This is a genomic window from Achromobacter sp. MFA1 R4, assembly GCF_900156745.1.
Classification (GTDB): Bacteria; Pseudomonadota; Gammaproteobacteria; order Burkholderiales; family Burkholderiaceae_B; genus Achromobacter.
Window position 1 is genome coordinate 1,506,923 of the sequence record NZ_LT707065.1, and the last position, 17,623, is coordinate 1,524,545.

Below are 17,623 nucleotides of genomic sequence, written 5' to 3' on the forward strand. Positions count from 1 at the left end.
GCGCCTAGTTTCAGCACGCGCCAACTCGGGTAGGCTGGATCGGGAGCTACGCCTCGACAGTCAAGCAGATCGCGCAAGAATCGATACTGGACGTCATCTTGAATGCAATGCGCACATCAGCGTCCCGCCAATGCAGAAAATTTCGCAGATGATCCTTGTTGTGACCGCTCTTTTTCCGCGGGTTCCGATGGCGTCTCCCGATGCCCATGCTCAGAGCGAACGGGAACTGCGCACTGAATGTGCGTATGAATTAACCGGGGTAAGGGAATGCCTTCAAAAGAAGGCGCAGGCCACCGAGGTGGAACTCAAAGAAGCGGAAAAAAAGTTGCTCGATCGGCTGACAAAGTGGGATGAGGATTCCAAGTACGTGGACCAAGCCAAAGCCAAACTCATCGCATCAAACAAGGCTTTCGGAAAATACCGCGACGCGCAATGCGCGTTCGCTTCAGCGTTGGGCGGAGGAGCAATCGGAAACGCTCTAGAGATGGGCCGTTTGGCTTGCGTTGCGGAACTCAACGGCAGACGGGCCCTTCAACTACGTGACCTGGTTTCCGACTTGCCCATGAAGTAGCGCTCAATGAGCCGGCCGCAATCCGGATCCTGACACCCCCAAGCCTCGCACTCGGCTTGCAGCCAAGCCAAGGCCCCGCAAACACCCAGGGCCTGCCGGCCTCACCCGCTCACCCCTCGGCAGCAGACGCCACCACCCACTTCTCCCATCCGATCTTCCTCAGCTTGCAAGCCGGGCATTCCCCGCAGCCGTACCCCCAGTCATGCCGGGCTCCGCGCTCGCCCAGGTAGCACGTATGGCTTTCCTCGACGATCGTCTCGACCAGCGCATCTCCGCCCAGCGCATGCGCCAGCGCCCAGGTCTCGGACTTGTCGATCCACATCAGCGGCGTCTCGATCGTCACCCGCGATCCCAGCCCCAGACCCAGCGCCACTTGCTGCGCCTTGATCGTGTCGTCGCGGCAATCCGGATAGCCGGAGAAGTCCGTCTCGCACATGCCACCCACCAGCACGTCCAGTTGACGCCGATAGCCCAGCGCCGCGGCCAGCGTCAGGAAGAGCAGATTGCGTCCCGGCACGAACGTGTTCGGCAGCCCGTTGGCCTGCATCTCGATCGCCCGATCGCTGGTCATGGCGGTATCGCCCACCTGGCCCAGCACCTTCAGGTCCAGCAGATGGTCCTCGCCCAGCCGCGGCGCCCAGTCGGGGAAGTTCGCGCGGATGTCGCGCAGCACGTTCAGGCGCGCCGACAGTTCGATGTGATGGCGCTGACCGTAATCGAACGCCACCGTTTCCACATGGGCATAGCGGTCCAGCGCCCAGGCCAGGCAAGTGGTGGAGTCCTGGCCGCCCGAAAACAGCACGAGCGCGCGACGTTGATGATTTTGCATAAAGGGGGCTTCTGGAATGACGAAGGGACAACTGGAACTTTAACCGAGCAAATGGGCTTGCCCGTAAGGAACGCTGCGTAAAATCGACCGATCGACTTCCAGGTTTGTCCGCAACGTCCCCTTAGACCTTTCCCTTTCCAACGGCCTCCCTACGGATCTCCGCACGATGAATGCCAAGCGCACGCAGTCCGATTCCGCAGCACCCTTGCGTCACGATATCCGGCTGTTAGGCCGACTGTTAGGAGAGGTCATCGAAGAATGCGAAGGCAAGCGCGTCTTCGACACCATCGAGACCCTGCGCCGCACCGCCGTCAAGTTCCGCCGCGAAGGCGACGACGCCGACAGCAAGCTGCTCGAACAGCGCGTCAAGCGGCTGCAGGGCAGCGACCCCAACTCCGTCGCGCGCGCCTTCAGCTACTTCCTGCACCTGGCCAACATCGCCGAAGACCGCGACCAGAACCGCCGCCAGCGCGAACGCGCCCTGACCGACGCCACGCCCGCGCGCGGCAGCCTGCGCGAAGCCATCCAGATCCTGGGCGGACAAGGCGTTGGCCTCGCGCGCATCCGCCGGCTGCTGGCCGAAGCCTGCGTCATGCCCGTGCTCACCGCGCATCCCACCGAAGTGCAGCGCAAGAGCACCCTGGACGTGCACCGCGAGATCTCCACCGCGCTCGCGCAGCGCGAAGCCCAGCTCACGCCCGACGAGCTGGCCGAGCTCGACACCGCCCTGCTCGGCCGCGTCGCCACCCTGTGGCAGACCCGCATGCTGCGCTACACGCGCCTGACGGTCGCCGACGAAATCGAAAACGCGCTCTCGTACTACCGCAGCACCTTCCTGCAGGTCATCCCGCGCCTGTACGGCGACCTGTCCAAGCTGCTCAACCGCGAATCCGCCAAGCCCTTCGCCGCGCCGGCCCCGCCCCTGGAGCCCTTCCTGCGCATGGGAAGCTGGATCGGCGGCGACCGCGACGGCAACCCCAACGTCGACGCCGCCACCCTCGAACGCGCCCTGCTGCGCCAGGCCACCGTCCTCTTCGAGCACTACCTGCAGGAAGTCCACGCGCTGGGCGCCGAACTGTCCATCACCACCCTGCTCATCGCCGTCGACCCGCAACTGCTGGCGCTGGCCGAGCGCAGCGGCGACGACTCGCCGCACCGCCGCGACGAACCCTACCGCCGCGCCCTCGTCGGCATCTACGCCCGCCTTGCCGCCACCGCGCAGCGCCTGACCGGCCAGAACCTCGCCCGCCGCAGCACCGTCGCGGCGCCCGCCTATGACGCGCCCCAGGAGCTGGCGGCCGACCTGGCCATCATCGCCGCCTCGCTTGCCGCCCACCACGGCGCCCCCGTCGCCAAGCTGCGCCTGTCCGGCCTGCAGCAGGCCGTCGAAGTCTTCGGCTTTCACCTCGCCACGGTCGATCTGCGCCAAAGCTCGGACGTCCACGAAAACGCGCTCGCCGAACTCTTCTCCCGCGCCGGCGTCACGCACGACGGCAAGCCCCTGGACTACCTGGCGCTGTCCGAAGACGAACGCGTCGCGCTGCTGCGCGCCGAACTCGCCCAGGCGCGCCCGCTCGCCTCGCCCTGGATCGCCTACAGCGAAGACACCACCCGCGAACTCGCCGTCTTGCGCGCCGCCGCCGCCGGCCGCGCGCGCTACGGCAAGCAGGCCGTGCGCCAGACCATCGTCTCCCACACCGAGACCCTGAGCGACCTGCTCGAAGTCATGGTCCTGCAAAAAGAAGCCGGCCTCATCGCGCCCGCCGGCCAGGACATCCTCCCCGAAGACGGCCTCATGGTCGTGCCGCTCTTCGAAACCATCCCCGACCTTCAGCGCGGCGCCGACATCATGGCCGCCTGGCTCGACCTGCCCGAAATCCGCCAGCGCGTGAAACGCGCGCAGAACGGCGCGCAGGAAGTCATGCTGGGCTACTCGGACAGCAACAAGGACGGCGGCTTCCTCACGTCCAACTGGTCGCTCTACCAGGCCGAACGCGCGCTCGTCGACGTCTTCTCCAGCCGCAACGTGCGCCTGCGCCTCTTTCACGGGCGCGGCGGCTCCGTCGGCCGCGGCGGCGGCTCCAGCTTCGACGCCATCCTCGCCCAGCCCCCCGGCACCGTCGCCGGCCAGATCCGCCTGACCGAACAGGGCGAAGTCATCCAGAGCAAATACAAGGACGCCGAAGTCGGCCGCTGGCACCTTGAACTGCTGGTCGCCGCCACCCTGGAATCCAGCCTCGCGCCCCGCGCCGAAGCCACCAGCGCCGAAGACGCCCACATGGCCCACCACGGCCCCGCCATGTCCTTCATGTCCGACACCGCGCAGCGCACCTACCGCGGCCTTGTCTACGACACCCCCGGCTTCGCCGACTACTTCTTCGCCGCCACGCCCATCAGCGAAATCGCCGGGCTGAACATCGGCTCGCGCCCCGCCTCCCGCAAGAAAGGCCAGCGCATCGAAGACCTGCGCGCCATTCCCTGGGGATTCTCCTGGGCCCAGTGCCGCCTCATGCTCACCGGCTGGTACGGCATGGGTTCCGCCATCGAGGCCTACCTGGAAACCGGCGCGCCCGACGCCCCCCGCTCCCGCCGCAGCCGCCTCGCGCAACTGCGCGAAATGGCCCGCGACTGGCCCGCGTTCCGCACCTTGCTCTCCAACATGGAAATGGTCCTGGCCAAATCCGACCTCGCCATCGCCGCCCGCTACGCCCAGCTCGTGCCGCAACGCGCCCTGCGCGAACGCATCTTCGGCGCCATCAGCGCCGAACACGGCCGCACGCTCGCCATGCTCAAGCTCCTGACGCAGCGCGAACTGCTGGCCGACAACCCCACGCTGCAAGCCTCCCTGCGCGAACGCTTCGCCTACATCGACCCGCTGAACTACCTGCAGATCGACCTCATCCGCCGCCACCGCGCCGCCCAGAAGAACCCCGCCGCCGAGGTCGACAAGCGCGTGCAGCGCGCCATCCACCTGACAATCAACGGGATCGCGGCGGGGTTGAGGAATTCGGGGTAAGGGACGGCCACGTGAACACGACCTTGCAGGTTGTCTCCGGCGCCGCCACGATCGCGGCCGAAACGGCCGGCAGCGGCATGCCCGTGGTGTTCCTCCACGCCAACGTCTGCGACCGGCGCATGTGGCACGCCCCGTTGCAGGCCGGCGGCTCGAACTACCAGGCCATCGCCTATGACCGGCGCGGCTTCGGGCAGACACGGACCAAGGCGGAAGACCACTCCGCCGTCGCCGACCTGCTTGCCGTCATCGACGCCACAGCCGGCTCCGTCCCGGTGATCCTGGCCGGCTGCTCCCAAGGCGCCAACATCGCCTTGAATGCAGCCCTGATGCACCCCGCCCGGGTACGCGGCCTGATGCTGATATCGCCCACCGTGAACGGCGCGCCCGCACCGGTCTATCCCCCCGAAATCCAGGAAATGATGGCGCACCAACAACAGGCGGAATCCGGCCGGGACCTCGCCCGGCTCAACGAGATCAAAGCGCGGTTGTTCCTTGACGGGCCATTGGCTCCCGAAGGACGCGTGTCCGGCCAGACACGGCGCCTGTTCCTGGAGATGAACGCCATCGCGCTGGCCGCCGCCCCCTCGGGAACGAACCGCGATGATGGCCAGCCCTTTGATCAACTAGGAAACATCGACGTCCCGGCCTCGGTCATATGGGGAGAGCTGGACTTTCCCCACATCCAGCAGCGCGCTCAAACGGTGGCGCGCTTGTTGCCGAATGCGCAAGCCCACGCGCTGCGGGACGTCGCCCATCTGCCCGGTCTGGAGCAGCCCGGTGAGGTGACCGAACTGCTCAACCAGCTGGTCAAGCGCTGCACCTGATCCGTGCGGGGTCCCACCTGGGCCACGGACGAACCAGACACCCGGCGCATCGAAGCGCCCTTCCAGGAAGTGTCCACCCATGTTCTCGCACATCTTCGTCAGCGTCAGCGACTTCGACCGCGCCCTGCGCTTCTACAGCGCCATGTTTGAAACCCTTGGGGTCGAATCGCGATTCTGCGACAGAGACCGGCCGTGGGCCGGATGGCAAAGCAGCAACCAGCAGCGCCCGTATTTCGTGATTTGCAGGCCCCACAACGGTTTGCCGCATGAACCGGGCAATGGGCAGATGGTCGCGTTCATGGCCGATTCCCGGGACGCGGTGCGGCGGGCGCACCAAGCCGCCCTTGAGAACGGCGGCACCTGCGAGGGCCCGCCGGGTCTTCGGCCCGAGTATCACGCGCATTACTACGGCGCTTACTTCCGCGATCCGGATGGCAACAAGCTATGCGTGGCCTGTCATAGCGCCACTGAAGCGTAGCGCCGCCAAACCCACGACAACCTCCGCCCCACCGCCGCAAGCGCGCAGCGTCCCCGCTCCGACGCAAGACACCGCGTAAGCCCCACCAGGCCGCCCGCGCGGCCGCCGTGGGGCGGGCCCCGCAAGCCGCTCCAAATCCACGCCGCCGCAGCAAAGAACCTAAAGAACCCATCTGGCCCCAGCGGCCGCCAAGCTCAAACCACAGAGCCCGGCGTGGCGGCGGCCTGGGGTGCGCGGGGCGTGTAGATGCGCCCGACGGAATCCGAAGGAATCGCCGAAGGCGATGACGAGGATGAGGAAGGGGCAGTCCGGAGCGAAGGCTCCGGACCGCAATCGTAGCCCCGCGCGCCCCAGGCCGCCGACGCGCCGGGCGTCAGAAGAACACGCTCCCGCGCCAGCCGCCGGCCCGGCGCCAAAAGACCTCACCCCTAAGCCAGTCCCTCACCGTCCACCCACCGAACACCCCCCATCCCCCATTTGTCCACCCCCAGCGACTTTTAGTACTATCCCCGACAGAAATTCTATATACGCACAAATGTTCGTATATAGAACAAAACGATTTTTCTGGCCGAGCGCGCACAGAAAGGCACCCCTGGACGAGACAGAGTTCACCCTGATCCCCCGCGTGCCCGCCTGCAAGCCGCCCGCCGCAAGCATCCAGCGAGCCATCATGGAAACTCCCCTCAAGAACGTCGCCATCATCGGCGCAGGCGCCATGGGCAGCGGCATCGCCGCCCTGTTTGCCTCGAAGGGACTCGACGTCGTCCTCATCGACCCGATGGAAGGCGCCCTCGAGCGGGCCTTGAAGACCATCGACCGCCAGTTGAACGTCTACGCCCCCGGCCAGGTCCAGCAAGCCATCCAGCGCATCCGCCTGGAACCCGGCCTTGAAGCCGCCGCCGCCAGCGACCTCGTCATCGAAGCCGTCCCTGAAAACCTGGACCTCAAGCGCGGCATCTTCACCAAGCTCGACGCCCTGTGCCCCGCGCACACCGTCTTCGCCACCAACACCTCCGGCCTGTCCATCAACGCCATCGCCAGCGCCGTCCTGCGCCGCGACCGATTCGTCGGCGCCCACTTCTTCACGCCCGCCGACGTCATCCCCCTCGTCGAGGTCGTCCGCAACGACGACACCTCCGAGGACACCGTCGCCAAAGTCATGGCCACCCTGCGTTTTGCCGGCAAGCGTCCGGTCCTCGTGCGCCAGGACATCCCCGGCTTCATCGCCAACCGCATCCAGCACGCCCTCGCCCGCGAAGCCATCTCGCTGCTGGAAAAAGGCGTCGCCAGCGCCGAGGACATCGACGAAGTCGTCAAGTGGAGCCTCGGCATCCGCCTCGCCCTGTCCGGCCCGCTCGAACAGCGCGACATGAACGGCATCGACGTCCACTACGCCATCGCCAGCTACCTCTACAAAGACCTCGAAAACCGCACCGAACCGTCCGATCTGCTCAAAAGCAAGGTCGACAGCGGCCAGCTCGGCGCCAAGAGCGGCCAGGGCTTCTACACCTGGAGCCCCGAACGCCGCGAGCGCGTCCTGCGCGAAAAAAGCGCCGCCCTGGGCGAACTGGCCGCCTGGCTGAACGGCAAGGCCGGCGACTCCTGAGCGCCGGCACGCCCCGATTCCAAACACAAGGCGCGGCGGCCATGACCGACCGCGCCACCGGGCCACGAGCCCAGCCACACAAAGAAAAGCAATCGTCCGGCGCGCCCGCACCGTCACCCGATGACGCGCGCCGCCGGACACCAGAGAACCGCCTTACGGAGTTGTTGGAGGCACCATGAATAAATTGGCTTCATTCTTTACCGAGCTGATGCGCAAGTATCTGCCCGATCCCTTCGTCTTTGCGATCGCCCTGACCCTGCTCACCGTGCTGCTCGCCATGGGCATCGAAGGCCAGGGCATTGGCGACGTCACCCGCGCCTGGGGCAAGGGCTTCTGGAGCCTCCTGGCCTTCACCACGCAAATGGCCGTCATCCTCGCCATGGGCTACGTGCTGGCCACCGCGCCGCTGACCGACCGCCTGCTCAACCGCATCGTCAGCCACGTCCACAAGCCGCACAGCGCCATCATCGTCGCCACCCTGGTCGGCGGCGTGGGCAGCTACCTGAACTGGGGCTTTGGCCTGGTCATCGGCGGTATCGTCGCCAAGAAACTGGCCTTGAAGGTCAAGGGCGTGCACTATCCCCTGATCATCGCCGCGGCCTATAGCGGCTTCACCATGTACGGCCTGGGCCTGTCGGCCAGCATCCCCGTGCTCGTCGCCACGCCTGGCCATCCCACCGCCGCGCAGATGGGCACCATTCCGCTGTCGGAAACCATCTTCTCCGTGCCCATGCTGATCACCAGCCTGGTCATCATCGTCACGCTGCCGCTGCTCAACGCCTGGCTGCACCCCAAGAACGGCGAAAAGATCGTCGAAGTCGACCCCAACATCGACCGCGACGCCAACGCCACCAGCGCCGCCGACGACCTGCTGGAAAAAGGCACCCTCGCCTCCAAGCTCAACAACAGCCGCCTGCTCAGCCTGCTCATCGGCGCGCTGGGCGTGGCCTATGTCGTCTTCCACTTCATGGACGGCGGCTCGCTCGACCTGAACCTCATCAACTTCATCATCCTGTTCCTGGGCATCATCCTGCTGGGCACGCCGGCCGCCTACGTCGCCAAGCTGACCGAGGGCATCAAGACCATCTCCGGGATCATCCTGCAGTATCCGTTCTACGCCGGCATCATGGCCATCATGGCCGCGTCGGGCCTGGTCACCTCGATTTCCAAGGTCTTCGTCGACGTCGCCACGCCCGAAACCCTGCCGTTCTGGGGCCTGATCAGCTCGTTCGTCATCAACTTCTTCGCGCCGTCCGCCGGCGGCCACTGGGTCATCCAGGGACCGTTCATGATCGACGCCGCCAAGGAAATCGGCAGCGCGCTCAACCAGACCACCATGGCCGTCATGCTGGGCAACGCCTGGAACGACCTGGTGCAGCCCTTCTGGATCCTGCCGGCGCTGGCCCTGTCCAAGCTGAAACTGCGCGACGTCATGGGCTATACCGTCATCATGATGCTGTGGGTCGGCGTGATCCACATCACCGCCGTCCTCGCATGGGGCTATTTGACCCATTGAGTTCCTGAACACTGAACGGAAACCGATATGACCAAACCCACCGCATATCTCGTCACCGGCGGCAGCGCCGGGATCGGCGCCGCCATCATCCGCATGCTGCTCGATGCCGGCCACAAAGTCGTCAACATCGACTACAAGCTGCCCGAGAATCCCCCGGCGGGTCTGGTCTCGTATCAGGCCGATCTGACCGATGAAGCGCGCACCCAGGAAGTCGCCCGCGAAGTCACCAGCGCCTACAACATCGTGGGCCTGGTCAACAACGCTGGCGCCACCCGCCCCGGCACGGCCGACACGGCCACGCTGGCGGACCTGGACTATGTGGTGAACCTGCACCTGCGCACCGCGCTCATCCTGGTACAGGCGGCGCTGCCCGCCATGCGCGAAGCCGGCTTTGGCCGCATCGTCAACATGTCGTCGCGCGCCGCGCTGGGCAAGCCGGACCGCGTCGTCTACTCGGCCACCAAGGCCGGCCTGGTGGGCATGACGCGCACGCTCGCCATGGAACTGGGCGGCGACGGCATCACCGTCAACGCCATCGGCCCCGGCCCCATCGCCACCGACCTCTTCACCAAGAGCAATCCGGCCGGCGCGCCGCAGACCGAGCGCATCATCAACAGCATCGTCGTCAAGCGCCTGGGCACGCCCGAAGACGTGGCGCGCGCCGCGATGTTCTTCCTGTCGCCCGACAACGGCTTCGTCACCGGCCAGATGCTGTATGTCTGCGGCGGCACGACGCTCGGCGTCGCGCCCATCTGAGCGCGGCCGCCATGTCCGTCCGGCCCGACCTCGCCGCCGCCCGCAGGCGCCGCCTAGCGGCGCAGCAGCGCGTGGTTGATCTGGTCGGCCGCGCGGCGCAGCGGCGGCAGAAAGGCCTCCAGCATCGCCTCGCGCGAGAACCGGTTGGCGTGGCCGCTGACGTTCATCGCCGCGATCACGCGGCCGCTGCGATCCAGGATGGGCACCGCCACGGATTGCAGGCCCGGCTCCAGTTCCTGCGCCACGCACGCGTAGCCATCGGCGCGCACGCCGGCCAGCACGCGCTTGAGCTCGGCCACGTCGGTCACCGTGTGCTCGGTGTAGGCCCGGATCTGGCTCATCGCCAGCACCCGGTCCAGTTCCGCCTCCGGCAGGCCGGCCAGCAGCACGCGGCCCATCGACGTCACCCATGCCGGCAGGCGGCTGCCCACCGCCAGGTTGATCGTCATGACTTTATGCGTGGACAGGCGCAGGATGTAGACAATGTCGGCGCCTTCCAGCACCGACACGGAGCACGACTCGCGCGTCAGCTCGGCGACTTCTTCCATGTAGGGCAGCGCCAGGTTCCACAGCGGCGTGCCCGACAGATAGGCGTAGCCCAGTTCCAGGATGCGCGGCGTGAGCGCGAACTTGCGGTCATCAACCGTGACGTAGCCCAGGTGCTCCAGCGTCAGCAGGATGCGGCGCGCGCCGGCCCGGGTCAGGCCCGTCACCGCGGCGACCTCGGACAGCGTCATCTGCGAACGTTCCGGACCGAAGGCACGGATCACCGACAGCCCGCGCGCGAAGGATTGCACGTAGCTGTCGCTGGGTTGCTGGGGATCTTGCTCGGCCATCCGTCTGGTTCCAAGAGTAAAAGGCCCGCCCCGGCGAGCCTTGCGTCGCCCCTTGCGGACGACTCCGAACGATGGAGAGTGCGGTGTGCGGCATGCCTTGACGCCTTCGCGTTCCCCATGAAACGATGTTCTTCAGAAGAACGAAAGTTCTAATGAAGAACAAATTATGACACGCCACCTATGAGCGAACATCATGATCTCTAAGCTTGTTGCAAGCGCTGCCGCCGCCCTGGCGGACGTCCCGGACGGCGCCACCGTCATGATCGGCGGCTTCGGCACCGCCGGCCAGCCCATGGAACTGATCGACGCCCTGCTTGAACAGGGCGCCAAGGACCTGGTCATCATCAACAACAACGCCGGCAACGGCACCACGGGCCTGGCCGCCCTGCTGGGCGCCAATCGGGTACGCAAGATCATCTGCTCGTTCCCGCGCCAGGCGGACTCGCAGATCTTCGACGGCCTGTACCGCAGCGGCAAGCTGGAACTGGAACTGGTGCCCCAAGGCAACCTGGCCGAGCGCATCCGCGCCGCCGGCGCCGGCATCGGCGCCTTCTTCACGCCCACCGGCTACGGCACGCCGCTGGCCGACGGCAAGGAAACCCGCGAGATCAACGGCCGCCAGTACGTGCTGGAATATCCGCTGCACGCCGATTACGCGCTCATCAAGGCCGAGCGCGGCGACCGCTGGGGCAACCTGGTCTATCGCAAGACCGCCCGCAACTTCGGCCCCATCATGGCCAGCGCCGCGCGCGTGGCCGTGGCCCAGGTGCGCGAAGTCGTCGAGTTGGGCGAGCTGGACCCCGAAACCGTCGTCACCCCCGGCATCTTCGTCAAGCGCGTCGTGCAGATCGCAGGCCAGCCGGCCGCCAAGGAGCAGCAATGAGCACCAAACTGACCCGCGACCAGATCGCCGCCCGCGTCGCGCAGGACATCCCCGAAGGCGCCTACGTCAACCTGGGCATCGGCCTGCCCACCCTGGTCGCCAACCACCTGCCGGCGGGCCGCGAAGTCATCCTGCACACCGAGAACGGCATGCTGGGCATGGGCCCCGCGCCCGCCAAGGGCGAGGAAGACTATGACCTCATCAACGCCGGCAAGCAGCCCGTCACCGAACTGCCCGGCTGCTCGTTCTTCCATCACGCCGATTCGTTCGCGATGATGCGCGGCGGCCACCTGGACATCTGCGTGCTGGGCGCCTTCCAGGTCTCGCAGCACGGCGACCTGGCCAACTGGCACACCGGCGCGCCCGACGCCATCCCCGCCGTGGGCGGCGCGATGGACCTGGCCATCGGCGCCAAAGACGTCTTCGTGATGATGGAACTGCAAACGCGCGAAGGCCAGAGCAAGCTGGTCGAGACCTGCACCTACCCGCTGACCGGCGTGCGCTGCGTGTCGCGCGTGTACACGGACGTGGCGGTGTTCGACATCAACGCCAACGGCGTGACGGTCACCGACATCTTCGGCGACACCACCGCCGACGACCTGCTGCGCCTGACCGGCCTGCCGCTGAAATTTGCGAACTGACGTTTTCCCGCTGAAGTTTTCCGTTTGAATCGGCGCGCTGGACCGCCAGCCGCCAATGTTGCCGATACACCGCCCCGCGCGCCGGGGCGGCATCATGGAGAGTCCATCATGTTGTTCATGGTTCAAATGCAAGTCAATCTGCCCGTCGACATGCCCGCCGAGCGCGCCGACAAGCTCAAGGCCGACGAAAAGGCCCTGGCGCAGCAACTGCAGCGCGACGGCAAATGGAAGAGCCTGTGGCGCGTCGTCGGCCGCTACGCCAACGTCAGCATCTTCGACGTCGACAGCAACGACGAGCTGCACACGCTGCTGTCGTCGCTGCCGCTCTTTCCGTACATGGATATCGAAGTCACCGCGCTCGCGCGCCATCCCTCGGCGATCTGACAGGAGCCTGGCATGCCCTACATCATCGAAACCTTCGACAAGCCCAACCACCAGGAAGTCCGCCAGCAGCACCGCGCCAAGCACCTGGAATACCTGGACGCCAACAAGCAGTTGCTGCTGGCGTGCGGCGCCAAGCTGCAGGATGACGGCAAGGACGCCGGCGGCGGCCTGTACATCGTCGACGTGGAAACGCGCGACGCCGCGCAGCAGTTCATCGACGCCGACCCGTTCGCGCAAGCCGACCTGTTCGACCGCGTGACCATCACCCGCTGGCGCAAAGCCTACGTCGACGGCGTCTGCCACCTGTAATACCCGCGCGGCCGCCCCACGCGCGGCCGCGGCTTTCCCCGAGGAATCCCACATGTCTTATGCCGATCTCAGCCAGGCACGGCTGTTCTACGTCATCGATGGCCCCGCCGACGCGCCGGTGCTCGTGCTCTCCAATTCGCTGGGCACCTGCGCCGACATGTGGGCCCGCCAGATCCCCGAGCTCACCAAGCACTTCCGCGTCCTGCGCTACGACACCCGCGGCCACGGCAAGTCCTCCACCCCCGAAGGCGAGTACAGCTTTGAACAGCTGGGCAACGACGTCGCGGAACTGCTGGCCCACCTGGACATCAAGCGCGCGCATTTCTGCGGCCTGTCGATGGGCGGCCCGACCGGCCTGTGGCTTGCGCTTGCGCGGCCCGAACTCGTCGGCAAGCTGATCCTGTGCAACACCGCCGCGCGCATCGGCTCGGCCGAAGGCTGGAGCACCCGCATCGCCGCGGTCGCCGAGCAGACGCTGGAAAAGATGGCGCCCACGCTCGTCGAGCGCTGGCTGACCGATGGCTACCGCGCCGCGCAACCGGGTCTCACGCAAGTCCTGATCGACATGCTGCGCCGCACGCCGGACGCCGGTTATTCCGCGAATTGCGCCGCGCTGCGCGATGCCGACTTCCGCGAACAGGTGGCGTCCATCACCGCGCCCACGCTGGTCATCTCCAGCACGCACGACCTGGCCGCCACGCCCGCGCAAGGCCGCGAACTGGCCGCCGCCATTCCCGGCGCGCGCTATGTCGAACTGGACACCTCCCACATCTCGAACTGGGAACAGCCGGAAGCCTTCACCCGCGCGGTCGTCGACTTCCTGTCGGAGTGAGCCGCATGCAACGCTGGAAGCAACGGCCCGAAGGCTCCAACTGGGGCGACTTCGGGCCCGACGACCAACTCGGCCGCCTGAATCTCATCACCGAAGAACAGGTCCTGAAAGGCGCACGCGAGATCCGCGCGGGCAAGACCTTCTGCCTGTCCCTGCCGCTGGACCTGCCGGGCGGCAACGTCCTGAACCCCCGCCGCCATCCCCCGCGCCTGAGCCCCACGACGCTCAAGGACACGCCGTACCTGAACTTTCCGCTGAAGAACGTCAACCCGGACGCGCTGGACGTGCTGAGCGATGACCAGGTGCTGCTGTCCATGCAGTATTCGACGCAGTGGGATGCGCTGGCGCACGTGGGCGCCCTGTTCGACGCCGATGGCGACGGCAAGCCCGAGCTGCGCTACTACAACGGCTTTCAGGCCGGCGTGGACGTCGTCGGCCCCGCCGATGGCGACCACACCGGCTGCGGCTGCAACAGCGGCGGCCCCTCCGCCGCGCTCAAGCTCGGCATCGAAAACCTGGCGCAGAAAGGCATGCAGGGCCGCGGCGTGCTGGTGGACCTGTTCCGCCACTACGGCCCGGGCCGCACACTGATCGGCCACGCCGAACTGATGCACGTCCTGGAAACGGACCGCATCACCGTCGAGCCCGGCGACATGCTGGTGCTGCGCACGGGCTACGCCGAAGCCGTGGTCGCCATGAACGGCACGCCGGACCCCGACGTGCTGCACACCTATGGCGCCGCGCTGGACGGCACCGACGACGCGCTGCTGCAATGGATCACGGACAGCGGCATCGCCGCCCTCTGCGCCGACAACTACGCGGTGGAAGCCTACCCCGCCCGCGAAAAGGCCGGCGCGCGCCCCATGCTGCCGCTGCACCACCATTGCCTCTTCAAGCTGGGTCTGCCGCTGGCCGAACTTTGGTATCTGAAGGACCTGGCAGCGTTCCTGCACGCCAACGGACGCCACCATTTCATGCTGACCGCGCCGCCGCTGCGGCTGCCGCACGCGATCGGATCGCCGGTCACGCCGATTGCGACCGCTTGAGGCCCCTGGTGCGGGTGTCTGACACCCACACGCCATCCTGAACCGGCGCCAAGTGGGTGTCAGGCCCCCCCTGTAACGCCGGAAATCTCTACTTCTGATCCGGACTAATTCGGGGTTAGGGTCACGAGCCCGACGGCGGTACGCCGGGACGTATAACTATGGCTTGTCGTCCTTGAGGGACAGCGTTCCGCGAGATTCGAGCAGCCGCCGCGTGTTCTCCAGTTCCTTTTGCAGCAACTCGGCGTCGGGCAACACTGTCCGGTAGTTGGCCGCCATCACCTTGGTCGGCAGACCATCCAATGCATACCGCGCCAGGGCATGGCCCTTGTCAGCGCACAGGATCAGGCCCACCGGCGGGTTCTCATCCGGGTAGGCCCAATGCTCCTTGGCATAGTTGCAGTACATATGCATTTGTCCTACATCGGCATGGGTCAGGCTGCCCAGTTTCAGGTCAATAATGACCAGGCAGCGCAGCTTGCGATGGAAGAACAGCAGATCCACCCGATACCAGGTTTGGTCGATACGTAACCGACGTTGCCGCCCGACGAAGGTAAAGCCTTCGCCCAGTTCCAGCAGGAAGTCTTCCAGCCGCTGGATCAAGGCCGCTTCCAGGTCGGATTCCGAATACTCGTCCTTGAGGTCGAGGAACTCCAGCACATACGGGTCTTTGATGGCGTCATTGGGCGCGACGGCATCCTCTGGCTTGGCCACCGAACCCTTGACCAGCATCGCCGCCTTGTCTTTTGACAAGGCCGTGCGCTCGTAGAACTGGCTACCGATCTGCCGATCGAGCTGGCGCACGCTCCAGCCCCCACGCAGCGCCTCGGCCTCGTAGAACTGACGGGCATGGTCATCCTTGACCGACAGCAGCCGGACATAGGCCGACCAGGGTAGCGTGAAGACCTGGACCAATTCGGAGAGGTCGAATTTCCGAGACACTGTCTCGGAATTCTCGATGGGCAGTCCGTCTCCAGATTTCCGAGACAGTGTCTCGGAAATTGCCTCAAGGGGGTAAGCGACGAAGAAACGCCGCATGTTCTCCAGGTTGTCCGGGCTGAACCCGCGCCCGAACCGGGCCGTCAGTGAGCTTGATTTTCGCCATGATGACTCCTCGGAAAGCCCGGTTTCCAAGAGCCGCATGGGAGCCACGCGAAGGGAAGCCGGGTCAAGTTCCGGAAAGCACCGGCATATGTTGAACTCGCCTAAGCGATTGATAAACCTGCTGTATCTAGCCTTGGCGTAGTCCAGCGAATTGCGGTACTAGAGTCATCGTGATGACCCGTCCTGCCATAGGTTGACACCTACGGCACGGTATCCGTAGCAGGCTACGGACTGAACACCCGATGAACTTCATCGGGTGTTTTGCATTGTAGGGACAGGTGCGGTCGCTCGGTGTTGTAGATATCGACGGACTGCTTGACCATGAGCCGGGCTTGGGCCAGATCAGCGGGCCTGTGGAGCAACAACTCTCCCTTCAGGATGCCGTTGACCCGTTCTGCCAAGGCATTCTGGTAGCAGTCGTAGCCGTCAGTCATTGAGCAACGGATGCCGTGCCGCGCGTGCAGGCGCTGGTAGTACGTTGAGCAATACTGGATTCCTCGATCCGAGTGGTGCACCAGCGATTGGCTCGAGCGCCGCGAGCGCAGCGCCATCTCCAGTGCGCGGCGCACCCCCTCGGTTTGCAGATTCTCTGCCACGTGGTACCCCACGATCTTGCGCGAGTAGGCGTCAGTCACCAAGCTCAAGTAGGTGCACCGCTGGGCGGTCGGCAGGTAGGTGATGTCGGCTACCCAGACCTGCTCGGGGCCCGTCGGCACCACTTGGCCTTCGCCTGCCTTGAGCAGGTTCGGGTGGCGTCGGAAGCGGTGATGGCTATCTGTGGTCTTGTGATACGCCCGGCGCGGCCGCACCAGCATCCGGGCGCTGCGCAGGATGTCGAACAGCGCATCGCGCCCGGCCTTGATCCCCGCCTCGCGTAGCGGCTGGCCCAGCACGTGATGCAGCTTGCGCGTACCCAACTTCGGTTGACGTACCCGCAGCGCGGTGACCATTGATACCACTTGGCATGCCTGCTGCTGGCGCTCGCGCTCTTTATGCCTGCTCTTGTAATACGCCTGGCGGCTATGGCCCATGTAACGGCAAGCCCTTGCCACGCTCAGCCCTTGGACGAGCTTTTGCGTGAGGACTTGCCCAAAGGCTTTTTTACGACGCGTACCCCGTAATCCTTCTCCAACACATTGACCACGGCCTCAAACAACTGCGCCTTCTCGCGGGCTTCCTTGAGCTGAATCTCCAGTTCCTTGATCCGCTGCTCGGGGGTAAGCACTTTGCCTTGACGATCCATGTCCACTCCTCTGACCGTCGGCAGGCTCCAGCCGCTTAGTCCCGGCCGACCATGCTTGCGCAGCCACACCAGCACCGTCGACCGACCTTGGATTCCATAGCGGCGCTGAGCCTCTTTGTACGTCAGCTCGCCTTTTTCCACCTGCTCGACAACGGACAGTTTAAAAGCCAGGCTGTAGTCCCGCTGGGTGCGCTTGATCCTTGATTCCAATTGACTCTCCCTTTTTCTCTCAAAAAGGTGTCAACCAATTCCAGGACGGGTCATGAAACAAAAAAAAAGCGCCAGACAGCAATCTGGCGCTTTTTTCCTTCCCGGGCCATCAGCCCTTCAGGCAGTTGCTCATGAACGTCTTGCGCGCATCGCCGGTGAGTTTCTGCTCGGCGGCCTTGGCGTTGCAGTCCTTCATCTTCTGCTGCTGCGGCGTCAGTTGCTTGGCGGGCTCTTCGCCCTTCAGGCAACTGCTCATGAAGGCCTTGCGGTCATCGCCCTTCTTGCCCTCCGCGGCCTTGTTGCAGTCCGACATGCGCTGCTGCTGCGGCGTTGGCGTCTTGGCGGTTGACGGGGCGGCGGGGGTCTGCGCCTGCGCGCCGGCGAAACATGCGGACAACAGAATGGCCGAAGCCAGCTGGCTGATACGGGAAAGCATGAATTCCTCCCTTGAGCGCCCACGAGCGTGAGGCACGCGCAACGCGGGCGGCACGGTCCGCCGGCCAAGGCGCCGGCCCGGTCATCATCGGACAATCCCCGCGCCT

The 17,623-nt window shown here is 65.6% G+C and carries 18 protein-coding genes; 13 read left to right on the forward strand and 5 right to left on the reverse strand.

What is annotated here, in order from left to right; translation table 11 throughout:
• Positions 1-130 precede the first annotated feature (130 nt).
• Positions 131-571: a lysozyme inhibitor LprI family protein gene (locus tag BXA00_RS06790; protein WP_076517353.1), complete on the forward strand. Its 441-nt coding sequence runs from the start codon at positions 131-133 to the stop codon at positions 569-571.
• Between the two features lie 109 nt (positions 572-680).
• Here BXA00_RS06790 and queC read toward each other — a convergent pair whose 3' ends face one another.
• Positions 681-1,400 carry a 7-cyano-7-deazaguanine synthase QueC gene (gene queC / locus BXA00_RS06795; protein ID WP_076517355.1) on the reverse strand — a complete coding sequence of 240 codons (720 nt, stop codon included), beginning with the start codon at positions 1,398-1,400 and terminating at the stop codon, positions 681-683.
• Positions 1,401-1,566: 166 nt separating this feature from the next.
• Here queC and ppc point away from each other — a divergent pair, with 166 nt between their 5' ends.
• The 6 genes from ppc (at position 1,567) to BXA00_RS06825 (ending at position 9,596) form a co-directional block, all read left to right on the forward strand.
• Positions 1,567-4,416 (forward strand): phosphoenolpyruvate carboxylase, encoded by a 2,850-nt coding sequence (ppc, locus tag BXA00_RS06800; RefSeq protein ID WP_076517357.1) that lies wholly within the window; start codon positions 1,567-1,569, stop codon positions 4,414-4,416.
• Positions 4,417-4,427: 11 nt separating this feature from the next.
• Positions 4,428-5,240 (forward strand): alpha/beta fold hydrolase, encoded by an 813-nt coding sequence (locus BXA00_RS06805; RefSeq protein ID WP_076517359.1) that lies wholly within the window; start codon positions 4,428-4,430, stop codon positions 5,238-5,240.
• A 79-nt stretch (positions 5,241-5,319) separates the two neighbouring features.
• On the forward strand, positions 5,320-5,718 hold the full coding sequence (locus BXA00_RS06810) for a VOC family protein (protein ID WP_076517361.1): 399 nt from the start codon (positions 5,320-5,322) through the stop codon (positions 5,716-5,718).
• Positions 5,719-6,388: 670 nt separating this feature from the next.
• Entirely contained in the window at positions 6,389-7,324 is a 936-nt protein-coding gene (locus BXA00_RS06815) for a 3-hydroxyacyl-CoA dehydrogenase family protein (RefSeq protein ID WP_076521833.1), read from the forward strand.
• Positions 7,325-7,499: 175 nt separating this feature from the next.
• Positions 7,500-8,840, forward strand: coding sequence for a short-chain fatty acid transporter (locus tag BXA00_RS06820; RefSeq protein ID WP_076517363.1), 1,341 nt, complete (start codon positions 7,500-7,502; stop codon positions 8,838-8,840).
• A gap of 27 nt (positions 8,841-8,867) precedes the next feature.
• Positions 8,868-9,596: an SDR family NAD(P)-dependent oxidoreductase gene (locus tag BXA00_RS06825; RefSeq protein WP_076517365.1), complete on the forward strand. Its 729-nt coding sequence runs from the start codon at positions 8,868-8,870 to the stop codon at positions 9,594-9,596.
• Positions 9,597-9,649: 53 nt separating this feature from the next.
• Here BXA00_RS06825 and BXA00_RS06830 read toward each other — a convergent pair whose 3' ends face one another.
• Positions 9,650-10,432 (reverse strand): IclR family transcriptional regulator, encoded by a 783-nt coding sequence (locus tag BXA00_RS06830; protein ID WP_076517367.1) that lies wholly within the window; start codon positions 10,430-10,432, stop codon positions 9,650-9,652.
• Between the two features lie 193 nt (positions 10,433-10,625).
• Here BXA00_RS06830 and BXA00_RS06835 point away from each other — a divergent pair, with 193 nt between their 5' ends.
• The 6 genes from BXA00_RS06835 (at position 10,626) to BXA00_RS06860 (ending at position 14,527) form a co-directional block, all read left to right on the forward strand.
• Complete coding sequence (locus BXA00_RS06835; RefSeq protein WP_008167144.1) at positions 10,626-11,315, forward strand: 3-oxoacid CoA-transferase subunit A; 690 nt, start codon at positions 10,626-10,628, stop codon at positions 11,313-11,315.
• A complete protein-coding gene (locus BXA00_RS06840; RefSeq protein ID WP_076517368.1) occupies positions 11,312-11,956 on the forward strand; it encodes a 3-oxoacid CoA-transferase subunit B in 645 nt (214 codons plus the stop codon). Before BXA00_RS06835 ends, BXA00_RS06840 begins: the two co-directional genes overlap by 4 nt.
• Before the next feature lie 108 nt (positions 11,957-12,064).
• Positions 12,065-12,340 (forward strand): muconolactone Delta-isomerase, encoded by a 276-nt coding sequence (catC, locus tag BXA00_RS06845; RefSeq protein WP_076517370.1) that lies wholly within the window; start codon positions 12,065-12,067, stop codon positions 12,338-12,340.
• A 12-nt stretch (positions 12,341-12,352) separates the two neighbouring features.
• Entirely contained in the window at positions 12,353-12,649 is a 297-nt protein-coding gene (locus BXA00_RS06850) for a YciI family protein (RefSeq protein ID WP_076517371.1), read from the forward strand.
• Positions 12,650-12,701: 52 nt separating this feature from the next.
• Positions 12,702-13,481 carry a 3-oxoadipate enol-lactonase gene (pcaD, locus tag BXA00_RS06855; RefSeq protein ID WP_076517373.1) on the forward strand — a complete coding sequence of 260 codons (780 nt, stop codon included), beginning with the start codon at positions 12,702-12,704 and terminating at the stop codon, positions 13,479-13,481.
• Between the two features lie 5 nt (positions 13,482-13,486).
• Positions 13,487-14,527, forward strand: a complete 1,041-nt coding sequence (locus BXA00_RS06860) for a cyclase family protein (protein WP_076517375.1) — start codon at positions 13,487-13,489, stop codon at positions 14,525-14,527.
• 156 nt (positions 14,528-14,683) lie between these two features.
• Here BXA00_RS06860 and BXA00_RS06865 read toward each other — a convergent pair whose 3' ends face one another.
• The 3 genes from BXA00_RS06865 to BXA00_RS06880 all read right to left on the reverse strand — a co-directional run bounded on the left by BXA00_RS06865 (position 14,684) and on the right by BXA00_RS06880 (position 17,517).
• Positions 14,684-15,775, reverse strand: a complete 1,092-nt coding sequence (locus tag BXA00_RS06865; protein ID WP_369825610.1) for a YhcG family protein — start codon at positions 15,773-15,775, stop codon at positions 14,684-14,686.
• Between the two features lie 77 nt (positions 15,776-15,852).
• Positions 15,853-17,081, reverse strand: a protein-coding gene (locus tag BXA00_RS06870; RefSeq protein ID WP_092582907.1) for an IS3 family transposase whose coding sequence is annotated in 2 segments (ribosomal slippage) — positions 15,853-16,731 and positions 16,734-17,081 — 1,227 coding nt in all. Because the reading frame shifts where the segments join, the coding sequence is not laid out codon by codon here.
• A 109-nt stretch (positions 17,082-17,190) separates the two neighbouring features.
• A complete protein-coding gene (locus BXA00_RS06880) occupies positions 17,191-17,517 on the reverse strand; it encodes a PsiF family protein (protein ID WP_076517381.1) in 327 nt (108 codons plus the stop codon).
• Positions 17,518-17,623 lie beyond the last annotated feature (106 nt).